Source organism: Rhizobium sp. SL42 (assembly GCF_021729845.1).
Classification (GTDB): domain Bacteria; phylum Pseudomonadota; class Alphaproteobacteria; order Rhizobiales; family Rhizobiaceae; genus Allorhizobium.
The window spans coordinates 1656438-1676888 of record NZ_CP063397.1 but is presented as its reverse complement, the minus strand read 5'-3'; the positions used below and the strand labels follow the sequence as shown (position 1 = coordinate 1676888).

The window sequence follows — 20451 nt, the reverse complement described above, 5'->3', positions numbered from 1 at the left end:
CAAGGATCAGGTGCGCTGGAAGGCGACATGCAGGCCGAGCGCGACCAGAACGGCACCGCCAGCCCTTTGCAGATTGCGCTGTAGCGAGGAGATCCGCGACAGCCGCCGTGTCACGAGGCCGGCAGCCAGGACACAGACCACGTCGGCGAAGGAGAATGTCAGGTTGACCACCGTTCCGAGGATCAGGAACTGCAGCCAGACGGGAAAGCCTGCGGCTGCATCGATGAATTGCGGCAGGAAGGCGAGGAAGAAGATCGCCGTCTTCGGGTTGAGAACCTCGACCAGGATACTTTCGGCAAAGGCCTGCGCGGCCGACTTTGCCCCGAATGTCGTCGTCGGTCCTTCAGCGCTTCGGCGGCTTGCGCGGAACATCCGGATCCCGAGAAAGATCAGGTAGGCTGCGCCTGCGAGCTTGACCGCGAGATACAGCGTCGGCACGAGATGAAACAGGATCGACAGGCCCGCAGCCGCCGCGACCACATGAACATAACAACCGATATGGATGCCGAGCGTTGCCATCAGCCCGGCGCGCCGATCCGCCGCCAGCGTTCGCGCGGCGACATAGAGCATTGCCGGCCCCGGAATGAAGGCAAAGACCGCGGTGGTCAGCATGAAGGCGATAAGGATATCGATCGAGGGCATAGGGCAATTCCGGTTGGATCCGACCCTGAGGCCGCACGACCGGTACTTTGGCCTGCCATTCAGATCCGTGCAAGAAGCAATCAGGCAACCCGATCAGATCGGCCGTTCAGATAGGCCACTCCGAACTCCTCACGCGTGGCCCGCATCCATCGACAGCATGGCCGGATTGATACCCATGAGGGATAAAGCGCGCTCGTACTTGTTGTCTAGGCTGCGATCGAAGATCAGTTCTTCGCTGGCCGGGCAATTGAGCCAGCCATTGTTGGCGATCTCGAGTTCAAGCTGGCCGGCGCCCCAGCCGGCATAACCGAGCAGCATGGTGGCACGGTTCGGGCCGCGGCCGTCGGAAATGGCGCGAACGATATCGAGCGTCGCCGTCAGAGAAATATCATCGCTGACCGGTATGCTGCTGTCGGAGAGATAGTCGTCGGAATGCAGCACGAAACCGCGGCTCTGCTCGACCGGGCCGCCGCACTGGATGGGGAAATGCCGGGCATGCTCGGGCAGCATGATCGCGTCGTTGCGATCGATCAGTTCAAGATGCAGCAGGATGTCGGCAAAGGTCACCGCCTGCGCACGGTTGATGATGAAACCCATGGCTCCCGCCGGCGAATGGGCACAGATATAGACGACGGAGCGCGCGAAATTACCGTCCGGCATTCCGGGCATCGCAATCAGGAACTGGCCGTCGAGAAAGCCGCGTTCCCGTTCTCCCTTGATCGATGACAAAGCCATGCCTGCCTCCCTCAACTTGCCCATGGGCAATGGACCGGATGCGTGGTTTAAAAGGCCCTCCCCTTCAAGATGGGGCAGAAGGGCTTTGCGATCAACCGAAAATGATGACAATTTCATAACCGTGACTGGCAAGCCGCCGGGCGATCCTCTAGAGCCGATGGCCATGATGCACCAGAGCCGCCACCACATGAACCGTCGCCTTGTCCAGTTCACACATGGGCTGACATTCGGTCTCCTGCTTGCGCTTGCAACCCTGGCGCTAACCATCGGCGACACTCAAGCCGCGAGCAGCGACTGGGCGGTCAACGAGGGTGGACGAATGCGTCTCGTCGTGCTGCCCGCCGATCCGGACGGTCGACGCGAGGGTGCGCTGGTGATCGAGCCCAATCCCGGCTGGATCACCTACTGGAAGGAACCCGGCGATGTCGGCATTCCGCCGGCGCTGACGCTTTCACCGGGAAGTACGGCCGTGATCGAAAGCATCGGATTTCCCGTGCCGAAATTGCTCGACAACAGCGGCATGCGTGACGTTGGCTACGATCACGCCGTGACATTGCCGCTGGTGATCGCAGGTGCTGGGCCGGAGACCGAGACCCTGACGGTCAATGCCTTCGTCGGCGTCTGCAAGAATATCTGCATCCCTTTCCAGGCGGATCTGACCGTCGCGCTGTCCAGCGGCGACGCGGCCGTGGCCGAGGAAGCCTCGATGATTTCTGCGGCCAGGCAGCGCCTGCCGGAAGCACCCTCCGACGATTTTGCCGTGACCCACTATGCGATGCGCGCCGATCTCAAACAGCTGGACCTGACGCTGCGATTGCCGGCCGGAACGACGGAGCCCCAGGTTTTCGTCAGCGGACCGAGCGGCCATGTGTTTCTCGATGGCAAGGCCGAAATCCAGGGGGATGGCAAGGTCCAGGTCTCGGTGCCGATCGGCAAATTGCCGAAGACCTACACGCTGACCGGCAAGCGCTGGGGCATCCTTGTGCTGGCAGCCGGGCGTGCGATGGAAACCACGCTTGCCTTTGATTGACCCGCTTCTATATTTCCACCGCGACGATGCACTGCGCCTGACGCCAGTGTGCGCCACAAAGCGAGGAGAATTTCATGACGATTGCGATTGGCGAGAAGCTGCCCACAGCCACGTTCAAGGAAAAGACGGCCGACGGCCCGGTGGAAACCACCACAGAACAGCTATTTGCCGGCAAGAAGGTCGTTGTCTTTGCCGTGCCAGGCGCGTTTACGCCGACCTGCACGCTGAACCACCTGCCGGGCTACCTGGAAAACCGCGACCAGATTCTCGCACGCGGTGTTGACGATATCGCCGTGATTTCCGTCAATGACTGGCATGTGATGGGCGCCTGGGCGCAACATACCGGCGGCCTGGGCAAGATCCACTTCCTGGCCGACTGGGACGCTTCCTTCACCAAGGCGCTCGGCCTTGACGCGGATCTGTCCGCCGGCGCGCTCGGCGTACGCTCCAAGCGTTATTCGATGCTGGTCGAGGACGGCGTGCTGAAGAGCCTGAATGTCGAGGAAAATCCAGGTCAGGCAACCGTCTCGTCTGCGGCGACAATGATCGAACAGCTATAAATAACAATTACGTGTCATGCGAAAGGCCGGTTTCCCTCGGAAGCCGGCCTTTCGTTTTGATGTCAGGATGTCAGGTCTCCAGATCGAAGACGAGGATGCCGGCGAGGCCGCCGTCGGTCGCATGCACGATGCGCTCGCCGACCGCGACATGGGCCGGGTGCTTCAGGTAATAATCGCGCACCATCGCATCCTCGAACGTGACGATGAAACCGTCATTGTAGCCGCTGCTCAGGCCTTCCGGCGACGCATTCGGCCCGGCCTTGACGTCCAGCATGCCCGGCACGACATCCTTCAACTGGGCAATCGCCACATAAATCGCCTTCTTCTCGGCCTCTTGAACGGCGGCCTTGAAGCGCAGGAATACGCAGTGCTGGATCATCGACATCTCCCTTTACATGTTTTGTCGGAGCATAGGGAGAATGGACGAAAGGGCAAGGTCACCGGGTGCTGCATTTCCGATCGCGACCGGAGAGGCACCGTTACTTGACCAGCAGCGACTTGCCGAAGCTCGAGGTCTTGAACGGCTCCATGCCACGGCGGGCCAGCTCATCTGCGCGCTCGTTTTCAGGATGGCCGGCATGGCCCTTGACCCAGTGCCACTTGACCTTGTGCGCCTGGTTGGCGGTATCGAGCTGCTGCCAGAGTTCACCGTTCTTGACCGGTTTCTTGTCGGCGGTCTTCCAGCCGTTTTTCTTCCAGCCGAAGATCCATTTCGAAATGCCGTCCATGACATATTTGCTGTCAGTGTGCAGGTCGATCTCGCACGGCGTCTTCAGGGCGTTCAGCGCCGAAATTGCCGCCATCAGTTCCATGCGGTTGTTGGTGGTTTCCGCCTCACCGCCGAACAGTTCCTTCTCCACCTCGCCATAGCGCAGGATCGCACCCCAGCCGCCGGGGCCTGGATTTCCCGAGCAGGCACCATCGGTATAGATCTCGACATGTTTCATGACAGCAGTCCATATTCGCCAGCACTTGCCACCGCCCGGTGGAAACGCAGCTTCTTCAGATATTCGAGCGGATCCTTCTTCACCACCAGCGCGCCCTCCGGCGTGGTCAGCCAGTCATAGAGGCGCGTGAGGAAGAAGCGCAGGGCGGAACCACGCGCGAGGATCGGCAGGGCGGCGATCTCGTCGTCGGAGAGCGGGCGGACCGAGAGATAACCCTCGATCATCGCCTTGCCCTTGGTGATGTTGTAGGCGCCGTCCTTTTCGAAGCACCATGCGTTCAGGCAGATCGACAGGTCGTAGACGAGAAAGTCGTTGCAGGCGAAGTAGAAATCGATCAGGCCCGAGAGATTGTCGCCGAGGAAAAAGACATTGTCGGGGAAGAGGTCGGCATGGATGACACCGGCCGGCAGATTCTTCGGCCAATGGGCCGCGAGGAAATCCAGTTCGGCGCCGATCTCCTCTTCCAGGCCCGTCTCGACCTCGTCGGCACGATCCTTCGACTTTGCCCAGAGCGTCTGCCAGCCTTGAAGCGACAACGCATTCGGCCGCGCGATCTCGAAGCCTTCGCCGGCGATATGCATCTGTGCCAGCGCCTTGCCAACCTCGCGGCAGTGCTGGGCCTCGGGCTTGCGCAGCCACATGCCTTCGAGGAAGGAGATCAGGGCTGCCGGACGATCGGAGAGCTCGCCGAGAAGCTGGCCGTCCTTGCGCGGCAGGGGCAGCGGGCAGGACAGGCCGCGCTCGGAAAGATGATGCATCAGGCCGAGGAAGAAAGGCAGATCGTTCTTTTCGACCCGCTTTTCATACAGCGTCAGAATCAGCGGCTGGCGGGTGGTGTGCAGCAGGAAATTGGTGTTCTCCACGCCTTCGGCAATGCCCTTGTACGAGGTCAGCTCGCCCGCGTCATATTGCTCGAGAAAGGCCTTCAGATCGCCTTCGGAAATGTCGGTATAGACTGCCACAGCGATTTTCCCGTGCTGCATGGAATGAAGCTGAACGCATAGCGCGCGGGGTCGGCAAGTGCCAGTCCCGAAGCGACATCAGGCACAAGTTTCGGGGAAATCCCGTGGGAGGCTGGAATCGCTACCGCAATGCCATCAGGCGACGGTCTCCGCACCCGGATGCTGGTGGTGCCGCGCTTGCCCCTCCCCGCCTGCGCGCCGGCCATAGCGGCGCGGCGGGCAGCCGACAATGCGCTTGAACGCCGTGCTGAAGGCGGCTTCCGACTCATAGCCCAGTGCCGGCGCGATGACCGAGATCGGATCGCCCGAATTCTCCAGCCTGTCGCAGGCGAGCATCATGCGCCAGCGACCGAGATAGTCCATCGGCGGCGTGCCGACGGTGTTCCTGAACTTCTCGGCAAATGTCGAGCGCGACATGCCGGCCTCGGCGGCCAACGACTGCAGGGTCCAGCGCTGTCCGGGGCTGTCATGAATGGCACCGATCACCCGCCCCATCTGCTCGTCGGCAAGGGCAAACAGCCAGCCGACGCCGGCTCCTTCAATCAGATGCAGCCGCAGCGCCTGAACGAGGATCATGTGCGACAGATGCTGCAGGATGAGAAAACCGCCCGGTTGCGGGTTGCGCAACTCCGCCATCATGCGCTCGACCGACCAGCGCAAGGCCGCCTGACCCGGTTCGTCGCGGATCAGCACGATGGCCGGCAGCATGCGCAGCAGCATGCCGGCATGATTGCTGGCGAGACCGAAGCGGCAACTGACCAGCGAGAAATCGCCGCCACCATGGAGGCTTGCAACACCGCCGCGCCGGACCGCAGAAAACACCGTGGCTGCGGCGAGCGGCGGCAGTGTCAGATCGGTTGCCAGCCGGAACGGGCGACCGCCGGGCAAAAGGAAACAGTCGCCGGGCAGAAGCCGGACCGGCGCCTCCACGCCCTCTACCGAAAGCCAGCATTCGCCGGAGACGACGGCACCGCATTTGATGCCTTTCTGCTGATCGGGAAACTGGATCGACCATTCACCCGCCGCCTCGAAACCGGCAGAAAGATAGTTCTGCGGTTTGAGCAATGACAGAACATTTGACAGTGGATCCATCACGATTTCCGGACGAATGAAAAGATAATGCGGATTTTACAACATAGTACGTCTTTCCATGATGATCTAGCCTGTATCAACAAAGGCACGAGCACCGTGCCTTGGCCTTACATGCGGACAGACGGAAAACAGGAGAATGCAATGCGTGTCTTCGTTACAGGTGCCACAGGATTTGTCGGGTCGGCGATCGTCCGGGAATTGCTGCAGGCAGGACATCAGGTGACCGGGCTTGCCCGCTCGGATGCCGCCGCCGCTCAGCTTTTGACCGCCGGAGTGACACCGCATCGCGGCGATCTCGAGGATGCCGGCAGCCTGCGGCGTGGAGCCTCGCTAGCCGATGGTGTCATCCATACCGGCTTCAACCACGACTTTTCCCGTTTCGAGGAAAACTGCGCGGTCGATGCGGCCGCGATCGCCGTGCTCGGCGATGCATTGGCCGGAACCGGCCGCCTGTTGCTGGTGACCTCGGGGACCGGACTTCTGTCGCCTGGACGGCTGGCGACGGAAGCGGATGCGCAGACATCGCGCCATACGCCACGCAGGTCTGAACAGGCAGCAGAAGCGATATCAGCACGAGGCGGATCGGTTTCGATCGTGCGCCTGCCGCCCTCGGTCCATGGCGACGGCGACCATGGCTTCGTGCCGATCCTGATCGGCATGGCGCGACAGAAAGGCGCCTCCGCGATGATCGGTGACGGCTCCAACCTCTGGCCCGCCGTGCACCGGCTGGATGCCGCCAAGGTCTACCGGCTGGCGCTGGAAAATGGCACCGCCGGCGTGCGCTACCATGCGGTTGCCGAAGAGGGTGTGCCGTTTCGCCAGATCGCCGAGGTCATCGGCCGGCGGCTGGGGGTGCCGGTCCTGTCGAAATCAGCGCAGGAGGCACCGGAGCATTTCGGCTGGTTCACGCATTTCGCCGGGATCGACAGCCCCGCCTCCAGCGCGTGGACACGCGAAACGCTCGGCTGGACACCGGATCAACCGACGCTGATCGCCGATATCGACCGGGCGATCTATTTCCGGTCGTGAACGCCTGACCAGGAGGAATAAGGGCCGCAGATTGACGCGACTATCTCACGCCTTGCGTGTCGCCTTCAGGGCATCGATGACGACGCGCAGGCCGGCCGACATGTGACGGCGGCTGGGATAGTAGACGAAGAGATCGTCGATCAGCGGGCACCAGTCTTCCAGGCTCTGGACGAGACTGCCTGACGTAAGGTGCTGGCGAACCTGCGGTTCCCAGACATAGGCGAGGCCATGTCCGGCAAGGGCGGATTCGACCATCAGCAACTGGCTATCGAAGGTGAGCGGGCCCTGAACCTCGACCGATAGGGCCTGGCCGTCGCGTTCGAACTCCCAATGGAACAGGCTGCCGCTGAGGAAGCGGTAGCGGATGCAGGCATGGTCCGCCAGTTCGTGCGGCGTTTGCGGCATGCCACGACGATGGCTGTATTCCGGCGAGGCAACGACGGCAAACCGCAATGGCGCGCCGATCTTGACGGCAATCATGTCCTGCGACAGGCGTTCGCTCAGGCGGATGCCGGCATCGAAACCTTCTTCCACGATGTCGATGAGGCGGTCGGTCGCGACGATATCGAGATGCAGGCCGGGATTGTCGCGCAGCAGCGGGTCAAGCATGGGAATGACGACGAAAGGTGCCAGCGAACTTGGCACATTCAGCCGGACGGTGCCCAATGCGCCGCCGCGAAACTGGTTGAGCTGTTCCAGCGCGAGATCGACGCCATCGAGAGCCGGGGTCAGTTCGGCAAACAGCTTGGCGCCCGGCTCGGAGAGCGAGACGCTGCGGGTAGTACGGTGGAACAGGCGCAGGTCCAGCCGGGTCTCCAGACGCCGGATCGCATGGCTGATGGCCGATTTGGTCATGCCGCGCTCGATGGCGGCCTGGCCGAAATTGCGGTGGCGCGCGACGGCCTGAAAGGCGAGCAGTTCGATGATCTGGCTGGCATCCAGTTTCGACATGCGCAGATCCTCCGGCTGATCCTGTTTCCGCCGGGAGAGCCCGGTATCGATCCACGAAGCTAGATCATTGTTGTTTCATATTCAACAGTGCGTCTAAAACTCATGGCATTATCCAAATCGACGCATTGATCTACTTCTTGGGTCAGCGGCGGGCATCCCCGTCTGCCCAACCCGAAGAGGTCTATCATGAGCAAGAACATCGAAGGCAAAGTCGTCGTCATCACCGGAGCATCGAGCGGACTGGGCGAGGCCACCGCGCGGCATCTGGCGGCACTCGGCGCCACCGTGGTGCTGGCAGCCCGCCGCACCGAAATGCTCGACACGATCGTTGCCGACATCACCGCAAGCGGCGGCAAGGCGAAGGCCTATGCGACCGACGTGACTAAGAAGGAACAGGTCGAAGCGCTGATCAAGGGGGCCGTCGAGACCTTCGGCCGCATCGACGTCCTGATCAACAATGCCGGCTTCATGGCGATCGCGCCGATGTTCGAGGTCAAGACCGAGGAATGGGACCGGATGATCGATATCAACATCAAGGGCGTGCTCTACGGCATTGCCGCCGCACTGCCTGTCTTCCAGGCGCAGCAATCCGGCCATGTGATCAACATCTCGTCGGTTGCCGGCCAGAAGGTGTTCAGCCCGGGCGGCACGGTCTATTCAGGGACGAAGTTTGCCGTCAGGGCGATTTCCGAAGGCCTGCGCCATGAGGTCGGCGCGATGATCCGCACCACGACGATCGCACCGGGCGCTGTCGAATCCGAACTGAAACTGGGCTCGTCGCATCAGGTCAGCCGCGATGCGGTCAACGACTTCTACAAGCAGGCCATACCGGCCTCCAGCGTTGCACGGGCCATTGCCTTTGCGATCGAACAGCCGGCCGATGTGGATATCAGTGAAATCGTGTTGCGACCGACATCGCAGGACTTCTGAGCCTGCTAGTCAAAACGTCTCCCCGCCACGGTGGGGAGACGCTGATGCCTCAGCCGTTGACCCAGGCCATGTCGTCACGGGTGAGTTCGACATCGCGCAGTTCGCGATTGACCAGGAAGTGCTCGTTTTCTTCCGTGGTGATCGCCAGTTCGACCCGGGCGTCGAAGCGGGTGCGGAAGGCCTCGATGATTTCGTCGACGATGACTTCAGGCGCCGAGGCGCCGGCGGAAATGCCGAGCGTGCCGATTTCGCCGACATAATCCCAGTCGATCTCGGAGGCACGCTGGACGAGCATGGAGCGGGTTGCGCCTGCCCTCAGCGCCACTTCGACAAGGCGCTTGGAGTTGGACGAGTTGGGGGCACCGACGACGATGAACAGGTCGCAACCGGGAGCAGCCTGCTTGACCGCTTCCTGACGGTTGGTCGTGGCGTAGCAGATGCTGTCGGCCGACGGTGCCGTCAGGTTCGGGAACCGCTCCTGCAGCTTGGCGATGACACCGGCGGTATCATCAACCGAGAGCGTCGTCTGGGTGACGAAACCGAGATTGTCAGGATCGAGCGGCTGATAGTTTTCCGCATCCTCGATGGTTTCGACCAAGGAAACGGTCCCCGGCGGCAGTTGACCCATGGTGCCGACAACCTCCGGATGGCCGGCATGGCCGATCAGGATGACGTGGCGACCAAGGCGCTCGTGGCGCATTGCCTGCTTGTGGACCTTGGAGACCAGCGGGCAGGTCGCGTCGAGATAGAAAAGGTTGCGGGTTTCGGCATCCTCCGGCACGGACTTCGGCACGCCATGGGCAGAAAAGACCACCGGCTGCTGGCGATGCTCGACAGGAATCTCGTCCAGTTCCTCGACAAAGATCGCACCCTTGGCCTCGAGGCCTTCGACAACGTAGCGATTGTGGACGATCTCGTGGCGCACATAGACCGGAGCGCCGTAGCGCTTGAGCGCGAGCACGACGATCTGGATGGCACGGTCGACACCGGCGCAAAATCCGCGCGGGCCGCAAAGCCTGATCGTCAGCGAGGGTCGGTCGATATGCATGTTCATCAAGGTCAGCCAGCAATCAGGACAGCAAGAATGGCGATGGCGGCGGGCAATGCCTGGATGACAAAGATCTTCCGCGAGGCCGTCATTCCCCCATATAGGCCAGCGACCAGCACACAGCCAAGGAAAAACAGCTGTATCTGATAACCGAAGGACAGATCCGGATGCAGCAGGCCCCAGATCAGGCCGACGGCGAGGAAGCCGTTGTAGAGACCCTGGTTGGCGGCCAGCACCTTCGTCGCTTCCGCCTGTTCGGGTTTCATGCCGAAGGCCTTGCGGCCATAGGGCGTGGTCCAGAGAAACATCTCAAGGATCAGGATATAGATATGTTCGAGCGCAACGAGCGCCACCAGTGTCGAAGCCAGAAAACCCATTGTGTCAGTGTCCCCCATGGGCCGGTGCGAATCCGGCCAAGCGTCAATTCTAGCGGAATTCGACGCGTGTCACGAGGGGGACGCACCCGGCGGCTTCCTGCGGCTGAAGAGGCCGGCAATCGAGACGGCGAGCAATGCGACGGCAAGGCCGTACCAGGTCACGGCATATTGCAAATGGCTGTTGGGCAGATCGATTTGGGTCACGCCGCCCGTGGGTAGGCCACCCGGCACGGGGGTCGCATCGGCATCGAGAAAAAACGGCAGCACCCTGTCCTCCGGCAGGCCGGTCGTTGCCGCCATGCGGGTCAGGTCCTTCCAGAAGAAGATATTGCGGCCTTCGTCATTGTCGGGAACCATCGATGACGGCTTTTCCGCAAGGCGGGCGCGGGCAAGGCCGATGACCTTCAATGGCCCTTCGACGAGGCTTTGCGGACGGGTGGCGGCCTGCTTGCGGTCATAAGGCACGAAACCGCGGTTGACGAAGAGATAACGTCCATCCGCCAGTTGCAACGGCGTATAGAGATAAAAGCCCGACTGGCCCTGAAAGGTGGCGAGGAAATGGCGCTCCTTGTCATGCAGGAAACGGCCCTCGACATAGGCTGCGCGGTAGTCGACATCGTCGCCCGCCGCCAGCGAGGCCTCGATCCCGGCGATGTCCAATGGTTGTGCATGCCGACGCTCCTCGATCGAGGCGATCAGCGCTTCCTTCCAGTAGAGCCGCTTGACCTGCCAGGTGCCAAGCGACACCAGGATTGCCAACGCCAGCGGCACCAGCACGAGGCCAACCCAGAAGCGCCAGCGGCGCGCGGGTGGCGGCGATGGTGCTTCAACCGATACGGCCACTGGCGCTGGCGTTTCGTCAGCCACGATCGATCGCCCCTTCCGACGCATTGTGCTTGTACTGCATGGCGATCATCCAGGCCTTCAGAGTGCGCATCAGCCACAACGACAGGGCGACGGCGAGGGGCGCAAAGACGAGCAGATGCAGCCAGATCGAAGGCTGGTAGTTGATCTCGACCCAGATTGCCAGACCGACGACGAGGAAGTCGACGAGCAGGATGACGAAGATCGCCGGGCCATCGCCGGCATCGATGAAGGAATAGTCCAGGCCGCAGCTCGAACACTTTGCCTTTGGCTTGGTCAAGCCGTCGAACAGACGGCCATTGCCGCATCGCGGGCAGGACGCATGCAGCGCCGCCTTGACCGGATCGACGGGCGGAAACTGGGCGGTATCTTTGGTCATGGCGCTCTCCAACATGGCAGTACTTTGGCTTTTGCCAAGCTTTAGACCAATGCGTCGCTCTACTCTATCGGCCGGATGGTCGCAGGCACTTGGAAAAGCAGCAGGACCAATAGCACGGCCATAAAAAAAGGGCGGCATTGGCGCCGCCCTTGATCGGATGTCACGCAGGCCTTCAGCCGTGCGCCACCGGCGCGCCCCAACCACCCCAGATGTAGATGGTGAAGAAGAGGAAGAGCCAGACGACATCAACGAAGTGCCAGTACCAGGCGGCGGCTTCGAAGCCGAAATGCTGCTGCGGCGTGAAGTGGCCGGCCAGCGCCCGGAACAGGCAGACAATCAGGAAGATCGTGCCGATCAGAACGTGGAAGCCGTGGAAGCCGGTCGCCATGAAGAAGGTCGCGCCATAGATCGAATTCTTGAAGTCGAACGGCGAGTGCATGTACTCATAGACCTGCACGAAGGAGAACAGGATACCGAGCAGGACCGTCAGGGTCAGGCCGGTGATCACGCCCTTGCGGTCGTTGTGCAGCAGGGCATGGTGCGCCCAGGTTACACAGGTGCCGGACAGCAGCAGGATGATGGTGTTGTAGAGCGGCAGGTGCCAGGGATCGACAACCTCGATGCCGACCGGCGGCCACTGCCCTCCGGTGAACTCGACGCGGCTTGCCTGGATCGCTTCGTGCGGGAAGAGGCTGGCATCGAAGAAGGCCCAGAACCAGGCAACGAAGAACATCACCTCCGACGCGATGAACATGATCATGCCATAGCGCAGGTGCAGCGAGACCACGCGGGTGTGGTGACCGGCATGGGCTTCCTTGATCGTGTCGGCCCACCAGGCGAACATGGTGAACAGGATGATCGCCAGGCCGATGAAGAACAGCCACGGATGCGCCAGTTCGAGACCGAACAGCTTGAACGAGCCACCCGACAGGTAGCGCATGTAGCCGACGCCGCCGAAGGTGATGATGAATGCACCGATCGACGCCAGTAGCGGCCAAGGGCTCGGATCGATGATGTGGTAGTCGTGGTTCTTGGTGTGCGCTTCGGCCATCTCAGCAATCCCCGAATGTCAATTTCATAACGAGACCCGGCGAACCGGACCCCTCTCTCACAGTTTCGGCTGTCCAACCTCTTCCCCGGCCGACAGAGCGGCCACCGGCTTCTGATCCTCGCGCGGATAAAAGGTGTAGGACAGGGTAATCGTGCCAAGGCCCTTTGTCTCTTCCGCGTCAACAATCGCGGGATCGACAAAAAAGACGACCGGCATTTCCATGGTCTCGCCCGGCTGCAACGTGGTCTCGGTGAAGCAGAAGCACTGGACCTTGTTGAAGTAGGCGCCGGCTTCGCCCGGCGTGACGTTGAAGATCGCCTCGCCGGTGACCGGACGCGACGAATGATTCGTCGCGACATAACGGATTTCGACAGTCTCACCGATGCGCGGGCTGACCTGCTTGTCGACCGGGCGGAATTCCCAGTTCAGGCCGTTCGAGACATTGGCGTCGAAGGTAACATTGATCTTGCGATCGAGAATGACGTCGGAGGCCTGCTCGACCCGCTTGGTCGTGCCGCCATAACCGGTCACCTGGCAAAACAGCTGATAGAGCGGCACCGAGGCATAGGCCGCGCCGACCATCGCGCCGACAAAGACGAAACATGCGGTGGCAACCCGCAGGTCGCGGCGCTTGGCGGTCTTGTCTTTCTGGATGAGTTCGCTCACGTCCGCTGCTCCTTAATGCCCGACGCTGCCGATCTTGACGATCGTGACGACGTAGAAGATCATGACAAGGGCGGCCAGAAGCAGGCCGAGCGCAACGTTGCGACCGCGGCGCGATTTCTTCTGGGTTTCGTTCAGCTTGACGGTTTCCATCAGGCGACACCTCCGAAGAACTGGACAAACGACGCAATGTAGTGGTCGACCAGAAGGGCCGAGAAGATCGCGAAGAGATAGAAGATCGAATAGGCGAAGAGCTTCTTGGCCGGCACCATCTTTTCGTCGCCATCCGGCATGCGCCAGACGGCGATGGAACAGAGGACAAAGACGATGCCGAGGCCGCCGGCAAACAGGCCGTAGCCGATCGAGGCAAGCCCGGTGACAGTCGGGATGACGCCGGTCACGGCGGTCAGGACCGCGTAGGCGAAGATCTGGCGCTTGGTCGACGGGATACCCGCGACATTCGGCATCATCGGCACGCCGACCGCGCCGTAGTCCTTCATCTTGAACAGCGCCAGCGCCCAGAAATGGGCCGGCGTCCAGAGGAAGATGATCATGAACAACACGACGCTGTCGAGCGAGACTCCACCGGTGACACAAGCCCAGCCGACCATCGGTGGGAATGCGCCCGCGGCTCCGCCGATGACGATGTTCTGCGGCGTCGAGCGCTTCAGCCACATCGTGTAGACGACTGCGTAGAAGAAGATGGTAAAGCCGAGGATAGCGGCGGCGAACCAGTTCACGGCAAGGCCGAGAATGACGACGGAAAACACCGAAAGCACGAGGCCGAAGGCCAGAGCCTCGGTCGGCTGGATGCGGCCGGCGGGAATGGGACGGGTGGCCGTGCGGGTCATGACGGCATCGATATCGGCGTCATACCACATGTTCAGCGCGCCAGAGGCGCCGGCACCTACGGCGATGCAGAGGATCGCAATCGCGCCGAGGAAAGGATTGATCGAGCCCGGCGCAAGGACCAGGCCTGCGAAGGCGGTGAAAACCACAAGCGACATGACGCGCGGCTTCAGCAGTTCGAAATAATCGCGCGGGCCGGCTTCGGACAGGCGCACTTCGCCTTCCATGCCGAAAAGATCGCGATTGTCGATGACTGTCATATTCTTAAACTCGCCTTCCAAGGTCTTGACGGGCGCCGCGGTCCTTTGGGATCGCGACGCCCGGTTTTTTGAATGTCAGCTGAACCGGCGCTTACTTGATGCGCGGCAGCTGTTCCCACTGGTGGAACGGCGGCGGCGAAGACAGCTGCCATTCCAGCGTGGTCGCGCCTTCACCCCAAGGATTGTCGCCGGCGAGGCGCTTCTTGGCGAATGCTTCGAAGACGCCATAGAGGAAGATCAGGACCGCGAAGGCCGAGATGTAGGAGCCGATCGACGAGACATAGTTCCAGCCTGCGAATGCATCCGGGTAGTCGATGTAACGGCGCGGCATGCCTGCGAGGCCGAGGAAGTGCTGCGGGAAGAACACCATGTTCACACCGATGAACATGACCCAGAAGTGCAGCTTGCCGACGAACTCGTTGTACATGTAGCCGGACATCTTCGGGAACCAGTAGTACCAGCCGGCGAAGATGGCGAAGACGGCGCCGAGCGACAGAACGTAGTGGAAGTGGGCCACGACGTAGTAGGTGTCATGCAGCGAACGGTCGAGGCCGGCATTGGCGAGCTGCACGCCCGTAACACCACCGACGGTGAACAGGAAGATGAAGCCGATTGCCCAGACCATCGGGGTGCGGAAGGTCAGCGAGCCGCCCCACATCGTCGCGATCCACGAGAAGATCTTGATGCCGGTCGGCACCGCGATGACCATGGTTGCGAAGAGGAAGTAGCGCTGCGCCTGAAGCGACAGGCCGACGGTGTACATGTGGTGCGCCCAGACGACGAAGCCGACTGCGCCGATGCCGACCATGGCATAGGCCATGCCGAGATAACCGAAGACCGGCTTCTTGGAGAAGGTCGAGACGATGTGGCTGACGATGCCGAAGCCGGGCAGGATCAGGATGTAGACTTCCGGGTGACCGAAGAACCAGAACAGGTGCTGGTAGAGGATCGGGTCGCCGCCGCCTTCCGGCGCGAAGAAGGTCGTGCCGAAGTTGCGGTCGGTCAGAAGCATGGTGATGCCGCCGGCGAGAACCGGGAGCGACAGCAAGAGCAGGAAGGCGGTGACCAGAACGGCCCAGGCGAACAGCGGCATCTTGTGCAGCGTCATGCCCGGAGCGCGCATGTTGAGGATCGTGGTGATGAAGTTGATCGCACCGAGGATCGAGGACGCCCCGGAGACGTGGAGCGCGAAGATCGCAAGGTCGACGGCCGGGCCAGGCTGACCGGATGTCGCGAGCGGCGGATAAAGCGTCCAGCCACCACCGACGCCATAGGCACCTGCCGGGCCCTCGACGAACATCGACAGGATCAGCAGCAGGAAGGCCGGAACGATCAGCCAGAAGGAAATGTTGTTGAGGCGCGGGAAGGCCATGTCCGGCGCGCCGATCATGATCGGGATCATCCAGTTGGCGAAACCGCCGATCAAGGCAGGCATGACCATGAAGAAGATCATGACGAGGGCATGCGCCGTCGTGAAGACGTTGAACATATGCTTGCCGCCGTCGATGGCAGCATCACCCTCGAAGCCATAGACGATGGAAGCCAGGCCGTGGAAGATCTGGATGCCTGGCTCCTGCAGCTCCATCCGCATGGCGACCGACAGCGCGCCGCCGATGATGCCAGCGATGATCGCGAAGATCAGATAGAGCGTGCCGATGTCCTTGTGGTTCGTCGACAGAAACCAGCGAGCAAAGAAGCTCGGCTTGTGATCGTGATGGTCATGATGCGCGCCATGGGCGTGATCGTCGTGGGCAACAGGTCCAGCCATTGTCCGCACTCCTTATTAGTTCGAAACGTTTGCGGCGGTCTGGACGGCAGCCGGAGCACCGTCGACAGCTGCCATGAGCGCCTTGTTTGCGCCAGCGAGGTCGCTCGTTGCCGCCTGAGCCCAGGCAGCATACTTTTCTTCCGAGACCACGCGGATGGCGATCGGCATGAACGCATGGTCCTTGCCGCACAGCTCCGAACACTGGCCGTAGTAGAGACCTTCGCGCTCGGCAGTGAACCAGGTCTCGTTCAGGCGGCCCGGGATGGCATCGATCTTGACGCCGAATGCCGGCATTGCAAAAGCGTGGATAACATCGGTCGGCGCTGCGGTGACCAGCATGCGGACCACCTTGTTGACCGGAACTACGACTTCGTTGTCGACGGCGAGCAGACGCGGATAGCGCGCAATGTCTTCCTTGCCGGCTGCAGCGCGGTCGGTGTCCTTGAGCAGGTAGCTGTCGAAGGATACAGCCTGCTCGCCCTGATATTCATAGCTCCACAGCCACTGGGTGGCGGTCGCCTTGATCGTCAGGTCAGGATTTTCCGGCATCTTCAGCTGATAGGTCAGCAGGTTGAAGGACGGAATGGCGATGGCGAAGAGAATGAGCACCGGCGCAACCGTCCAGACAATCTCGATCAGCGTATTGTGGCTGGTCTTCGACGGCACCGGGTTGGCGCGCGCGTTGAACTTGACGACCACGAGAATGAGAAGAATCAGAACGAAAATCGTGACGGGCACGATGAACCAGAGGGTATATTGCTCAAACCATCTGATCTGCGACATGATCGGCGTTGCCGCTTCCTGCAGCGTCATCTGCCAGGGCCTGGGCTGGTCAGCAAAGCTTACAGAAGCGAAAAGCAGACAGGCCAGCGCGGCCAATGCTGCATAGGTTCTCTTCATCACGGTTAAGTCTCCCACAAGCGCTTGATCCACATCAAACCATAGCGCAAAAATCATGCTAGTGTCGTCGTTTCAAATCATAGATTGGCCGCATTCGCAATACGCCTCTGGCAAAGCCTGTGCGGCATTTTGCGCTTCATCAATTGACAATGGTCTCAATTGCATGGCTTTCGCCCGTTGGGGTTGGCGAAGGCGCCAATCTTGCTCCCGGAAGGTGAAATGCGGTCCCAATTATGCCGCACTCCCCCTTAAAACAGACGGCGGGGCTTTCATTTCCCCACCCCCACGACAAGAATGTGCGGGATGATTCGTTTTCCAGAGGTATCCATGGGTCTCCCAAGACTGCTTTGGTCCGGCTTGACCGCAGGCGCCCTTTTCGTTGGCGCGCTTTCCATGCCGGCCCAGGGCCAACAGCCACAACAACCGCCCGGCACGATCCGCTCCAACCATGGCGCCTGGTCGGTGATCTGCGACAAGCCGGCCGGCGCGACGGTCGAGCAATGCGCGCTGATGCAGAATGTCATCGCCGACGACCGGCCGGAGGTTGGTCTGTCGGTCGTGGTCCTGAAGACTGCCGACCGCAAGGCCCGGATCCTGCGCATCCTGGCACCACTCGGCGTGCTGCTCAAGGATGGCATGGAGCTGTTCGTTGACGGCAACAATATCGGCCGCGCCTATTTCACCCGCTGTTTCTCCGAGGGCTGTTATGTCGAGGTCGAGATCGACGAGGAGCTGATGAAGATCCTGCGGGCCGGCAAGGCCGCGGTCTTCGCGCTGCGTGAATCCGCCGACCAGGACCGCGTCGGCATCCCGATCGAGCTCGCCGGCTTCGGCGAAGGCTACGACAAGCTGCCTTGATATAAAGGATTGGAGCTGCGGCTCCGCTTTTCGTGATGACCGGAATGGTGCGGGCAGGCCGAGCAGGCTTGCCCCTTTTCGTCTGGGCGCCTACATGCAGGGGCCACGGCCAAGGAGACCAGCATGACCCAGGACCTTCTCTCCCTCTTCGATTGCGACGAGGCAACCTTGACGAAGCGCGTCGCGGACGCCCTGGCCGGGGCTGATGACGGCGAACTCTATATAGAGCACGCCCAAGCGGAATCGCTCACCTTCGACAATGGCCGCCTGAAGGGCGGTTCGTTCAATACCGATCAGGGCTTTGGCCTGCGCGCGGTCGCCGGTGAAGCGGTGGGTTACGCCCATGCCGGCGAGCTTTCGCTTTCCGCCCTTTCGCGCGCGGCCGATGCGGTCGGCGCCGTTACGCATGGCCATTCCGGCTCCTATGCGGCAGCACCGCAGCGGACCAATGCGAAGCTCTACGGCGAGGACAATCCGATCGGTTCGCCGAGCTTCGAGGAGAAGGTCAAGCTGCTGTCCGAGATCGACGCCTATCTGCGCGACAAGGATGCGAAGGTGCGGCAGGTGACCGCCTCGATCGCCGCCAGCTGGCAGGTGGTGGAAATCCTGCGCGCCGACGGCCACCGGGTGCGCGACATCAGGCCGATGACCCGGATCAACATTTCCGTCATCGCCGGCCAGGGCGAGCGCCAGGAAAGCGGATCTTTCGGCGTTGGCGGCCGCATGGGTTTCGACGAGTTCCTCAGCGAGGAAAGCTGGCACAAGGGTGCCGATGAGGCGCTGCGCCAGGCGTTGGTCAATCTTGAGGCGCAAGAAGCACCGGCAGGAACGATGGACATCGTTCTCGGCAATGGCTGGCCGGGCGTGATGCTGCACGAGGCCGTCGGCCACGGGCTGGAAGGCGACTTCAACCGCAAGAAGACCTCGGCTTTTGCCGGACTTCTGGGCGAGATGGTCGCGGCTCCCGGCGTCACCGTCGTCGACGACGGCACGATCGACAATCGCCGCGGCTCGATCACGGTCGACGACGAAGGCACGCCGTCCGCCTATAACGTGCTGATCGAGGACGGCCGTCTCGTCGGCTACATGCAGGATCGGCAGAACGCCCGGCTGATGGGCATGAAGGCAACCGGCAACGGCCGTCGCCAGGGCTATGCACACCAGCCGATGCCGCGCATGACCAACACCTTCATGCTGTCCGGCGACAAGACGCCGGAGGAAATCATCGCCTCGGTGAAGAAGGGCATCTATGCCGTGTCCTTCGGCGGCGGCCAGGTTGACATCACGTCGGGCAAATTCGTCTTCGGCTGCACCGAGGCCTATCTGATAGAGAACGGCAAGATCGGCGCGCCGGTCAAGGGCGCCATGCTGATCGGCAACGGTCCCGACGCAATGAAACGGATCTCGATGATCGGCAACGACACCAAGCTGGATACCGGCATCGGCAATTGCGGCAAGGCCGGGCAATGGGTGCCGGTCGGCGTCGGCCAGCCGCATCTCAGAATGGACCAGATCACCGTCGGCGGCACCAAGGCTTGACCGCATGCCGCCGAAGCACAGGCCTCGGCGGCCAATTCGTCTCCCCTCCCCTTCGATCCCTGGAAAGCAATCCGCGCATCATGCTGCCACGCCCACCAAAAGCCGTGATCTTCGACATGGACGGGTTGCTGATCGACAGCGAAATCCACTATCGCAACGCGCTGATGGCAGCCGGCGCGGAACGCGGCCTGTCGATGACCACCTCGCTCTACGATGGCATGCTCGGACAACCCTGGTCGGGCAACGCGCAACTGCTGATGGCGCACTATGGCGCCGAGTTCGATGCCGAGAGTTTCCGCCCCATCTGGCTTTCACACTTCAACCGCCTGATGGCGCAGGAACTGCGCCTCAAGCCCGGCGTCGTCGAACTGCTGGATCTGCTCGATCGGCTCGGGCTCCCGCGTGCCATCGCCACGTCCTCGGCCCATCATCAGGTCGAGCACCACCTGGCCGATTTCGACCTGATCCGCCGCTTCGATACAGTGGTGGCGCAGGGCGACTACAAGCGTGGCAAACCGGCGCCGGACCCCTATCTGGTGGCAGCGGACAGGCTTGGCATTGCAACCGCAGAGTGCCTGGCGCTGGAGGATTCGCACAACGGCATCCGCTCGGCATCATCCGCCGGCATGATGGCCGTGATGGTGCCGGACCTGCTGGCGCCGACGGACGAGATCGCCGGCCTCTGCGCCCATGTGGCGGAGAGCCTGCTGGAATGCCTCGCCTTCTTCGAGGGACGGCATGAGGCAAGGGCCTGAGGCGCTTGCGGTTCGGGTGGAATGTGCGATGATCAAAGGATGAACGAAAAGCCGAAACCCCTACCCTTCGATGACCTGACGTTTCCGACGGACGATAATCCGGACGCGGCGCTGGAAGAATGGCAGAAGAAGAAAATCAGACGTGGCCTGAAAGCTGCCGATGAAGGGCGTTTTGCAAGTCCCGACCGCATCAAGGTAATCGTAGCAAAATTCGTCCCAAATGGCTGAGATCCTGTGGACCGATGACGCAGCTCAAGATTTT

At 61.6% G+C, this 20451-nt stretch carries 25 protein-coding genes; 8 read left to right on the top strand and 17 right to left on the bottom strand.

Translation table 11 applies throughout. The annotated features are described in order from the left end of the window. Positions 1-6: 6 nt before the first annotated feature. Positions 7-642 (bottom strand): LysE family translocator, encoded by a 636-nt coding sequence (locus IM739_RS07800; RefSeq protein ID WP_237370610.1) that lies wholly within the window; start codon positions 640-642, stop codon positions 7-9. A gap of 129 nt (positions 643-771) precedes the next feature. Further along, positions 772-1377, bottom strand: a complete 606-nt coding sequence (locus IM739_RS07795) for a YqgE/AlgH family protein (protein ID WP_237370609.1) — start codon at positions 1375-1377, stop codon at positions 772-774. A gap of 163 nt (positions 1378-1540) precedes the next feature. On the opposite strand from IM739_RS07795, the gene IM739_RS07790 reads away from it, so the two are divergent. Both IM739_RS07790 and IM739_RS07785 read left to right on the top strand, forming a co-directional pair. Further along, positions 1541-2407 (top strand): protein-disulfide reductase DsbD domain-containing protein, encoded by an 867-nt coding sequence (locus IM739_RS07790; RefSeq protein WP_237370608.1) that lies wholly within the window; start codon positions 1541-1543, stop codon positions 2405-2407. A gap of 74 nt (positions 2408-2481) precedes the next feature. Continuing rightward, positions 2482-2967: a peroxiredoxin gene (locus tag IM739_RS07785; protein WP_237370607.1), complete on the top strand. Its 486-nt coding sequence runs from the start codon at positions 2482-2484 to the stop codon at positions 2965-2967. Positions 2968-3037: 70 nt separating this feature from the next. Here the strand turns inward: IM739_RS07785 and IM739_RS07780 are convergent, their stop codons facing one another. From IM739_RS07780 to IM739_RS07765, 4 genes are all read right to left on the bottom strand, one after another. After that, positions 3038-3346, bottom strand: coding sequence for a Dabb family protein (locus tag IM739_RS07780; RefSeq protein ID WP_237370606.1), 309 nt, complete (start codon positions 3344-3346; stop codon positions 3038-3040). Positions 3347-3446: 100 nt separating this feature from the next. Beyond that, the gene (gene rnhA / locus IM739_RS07775; protein WP_237370605.1) at positions 3447-3914 is read right to left on the bottom strand and encodes a ribonuclease HI; all 468 of its coding nucleotides are present in this window, start codon (positions 3912-3914) and stop codon (positions 3447-3449) included. Further along, complete coding sequence (locus tag IM739_RS07770) at positions 3911-4876, bottom strand: homoserine kinase (RefSeq protein WP_237370604.1); 966 nt, start codon at positions 4874-4876, stop codon at positions 3911-3913. Before IM739_RS07770 ends, rnhA begins: the two co-directional genes overlap by 4 nt. A 135-nt stretch (positions 4877-5011) precedes the next feature. Further along, on the bottom strand, positions 5012-5968 hold the full coding sequence (locus IM739_RS07765; protein ID WP_237370603.1) for an AraC family transcriptional regulator: 957 nt from the start codon (positions 5966-5968) through the stop codon (positions 5012-5014). Between the two features lie 141 nt (positions 5969-6109). On the opposite strand from IM739_RS07765, the gene IM739_RS07760 reads away from it, so the two are divergent. Then, positions 6110-6997, top strand: coding sequence for an SDR family oxidoreductase (locus IM739_RS07760; RefSeq protein WP_237370602.1), 888 nt, complete (start codon positions 6110-6112; stop codon positions 6995-6997). A gap of 45 nt (positions 6998-7042) precedes the next feature. Here IM739_RS07760 and IM739_RS07755 read toward each other — a convergent pair whose 3' ends face one another. Continuing rightward, complete coding sequence (locus IM739_RS07755; RefSeq protein ID WP_237371005.1) at positions 7043-7939, bottom strand: LysR family transcriptional regulator; 897 nt, start codon at positions 7937-7939, stop codon at positions 7043-7045. Positions 7940-8134: 195 nt separating this feature from the next. Between IM739_RS07755 and IM739_RS07750 the strand changes: the two genes are divergently transcribed. Further along, a complete protein-coding gene (locus tag IM739_RS07750) occupies positions 8135-8878 on the top strand; it encodes an SDR family oxidoreductase (RefSeq protein WP_237370601.1) in 744 nt (247 codons plus the stop codon). Between the two features lie 49 nt (positions 8879-8927). Here the strand turns inward: IM739_RS07750 and ispH are convergent, their stop codons facing one another. From ispH to coxB, 10 genes are all read right to left on the bottom strand, one after another. After that, positions 8928-9932: a 4-hydroxy-3-methylbut-2-enyl diphosphate reductase gene (ispH, locus tag IM739_RS07745; protein WP_237370600.1), complete on the bottom strand. Its 1005-nt coding sequence runs from the start codon at positions 9930-9932 to the stop codon at positions 8928-8930. A gap of 5 nt (positions 9933-9937) precedes the next feature. After that, complete coding sequence (locus IM739_RS07740) at positions 9938-10303, bottom strand: DUF1304 domain-containing protein (protein WP_237370599.1); 366 nt, start codon at positions 10301-10303, stop codon at positions 9938-9940. Positions 10304-10372: 69 nt separating this feature from the next. Next, positions 10373-11194, bottom strand: coding sequence for an SURF1 family protein (locus IM739_RS07735; RefSeq protein ID WP_442981105.1), 822 nt, complete (start codon positions 11192-11194; stop codon positions 10373-10375). Next, positions 11163-11546: a DUF983 domain-containing protein gene (locus IM739_RS07730; RefSeq protein ID WP_007607981.1), complete on the bottom strand. Its 384-nt coding sequence runs from the start codon at positions 11544-11546 to the stop codon at positions 11163-11165. Before IM739_RS07730 ends, IM739_RS07735 begins: the two co-directional genes overlap by 32 nt. Before the next feature lie 172 nt (positions 11547-11718). Further along, positions 11719-12597 (bottom strand): cytochrome c oxidase subunit 3, encoded by an 879-nt coding sequence (locus IM739_RS07725; protein WP_007607977.1) that lies wholly within the window; start codon positions 12595-12597, stop codon positions 11719-11721. 57 nt (positions 12598-12654) lie between these two features. Beyond that, entirely contained in the window at positions 12655-13263 is a 609-nt protein-coding gene (locus IM739_RS07720; protein WP_442981104.1) for a cytochrome c oxidase assembly protein, read from the bottom strand. A gap of 12 nt (positions 13264-13275) precedes the next feature. After that, positions 13276-13413 carry a hypothetical protein gene (locus IM739_RS07715; RefSeq protein ID WP_237370597.1) on the bottom strand — a complete coding sequence of 46 codons (138 nt, stop codon included), beginning with the start codon at positions 13411-13413 and terminating at the stop codon, positions 13276-13278. After that, a complete protein-coding gene (locus IM739_RS07710) occupies positions 13413-14369 on the bottom strand; it encodes a heme o synthase (RefSeq protein WP_237370596.1) in 957 nt (318 codons plus the stop codon). The genes IM739_RS07715 and IM739_RS07710 overlap by 1 nt, the downstream gene beginning before the upstream one ends. Positions 14370-14460: 91 nt before the next feature. Continuing rightward, positions 14461-16137, bottom strand: a complete 1677-nt coding sequence (gene ctaD, locus IM739_RS07705; protein ID WP_237370595.1) for a cytochrome c oxidase subunit I — start codon at positions 16135-16137, stop codon at positions 14461-14463. 15 nt (positions 16138-16152) lie between these two features. Beyond that, entirely contained in the window at positions 16153-17037 is an 885-nt protein-coding gene (coxB, locus tag IM739_RS07700; RefSeq protein WP_237371004.1) for a cytochrome c oxidase subunit II, read from the bottom strand. 327 nt (positions 17038-17364) lie between these two features. On the opposite strand from coxB, the gene IM739_RS07695 reads away from it, so the two are divergent. From IM739_RS07695 to IM739_RS07680, 4 genes are all read left to right on the top strand, one after another. Next, entirely contained in the window at positions 17365-17895 is a 531-nt protein-coding gene (locus IM739_RS07695) for an invasion associated locus B family protein (protein WP_007605412.1), read from the top strand. 123 nt (positions 17896-18018) lie between these two features. Further along, complete coding sequence (tldD, locus tag IM739_RS07690; RefSeq protein WP_237370594.1) at positions 18019-19434, top strand: metalloprotease TldD; 1416 nt, start codon at positions 18019-18021, stop codon at positions 19432-19434. Positions 19435-19514: 80 nt separating this feature from the next. Then, complete coding sequence (locus tag IM739_RS07685; RefSeq protein ID WP_237370593.1) at positions 19515-20189, top strand: HAD family hydrolase; 675 nt, start codon at positions 19515-19517, stop codon at positions 20187-20189. Between the two features lie 39 nt (positions 20190-20228). Next, positions 20229-20417 (top strand): hypothetical protein, encoded by a 189-nt coding sequence (locus IM739_RS07680; protein ID WP_237370592.1) that lies wholly within the window; start codon positions 20229-20231, stop codon positions 20415-20417. Positions 20418-20451 lie beyond the last annotated feature (34 nt).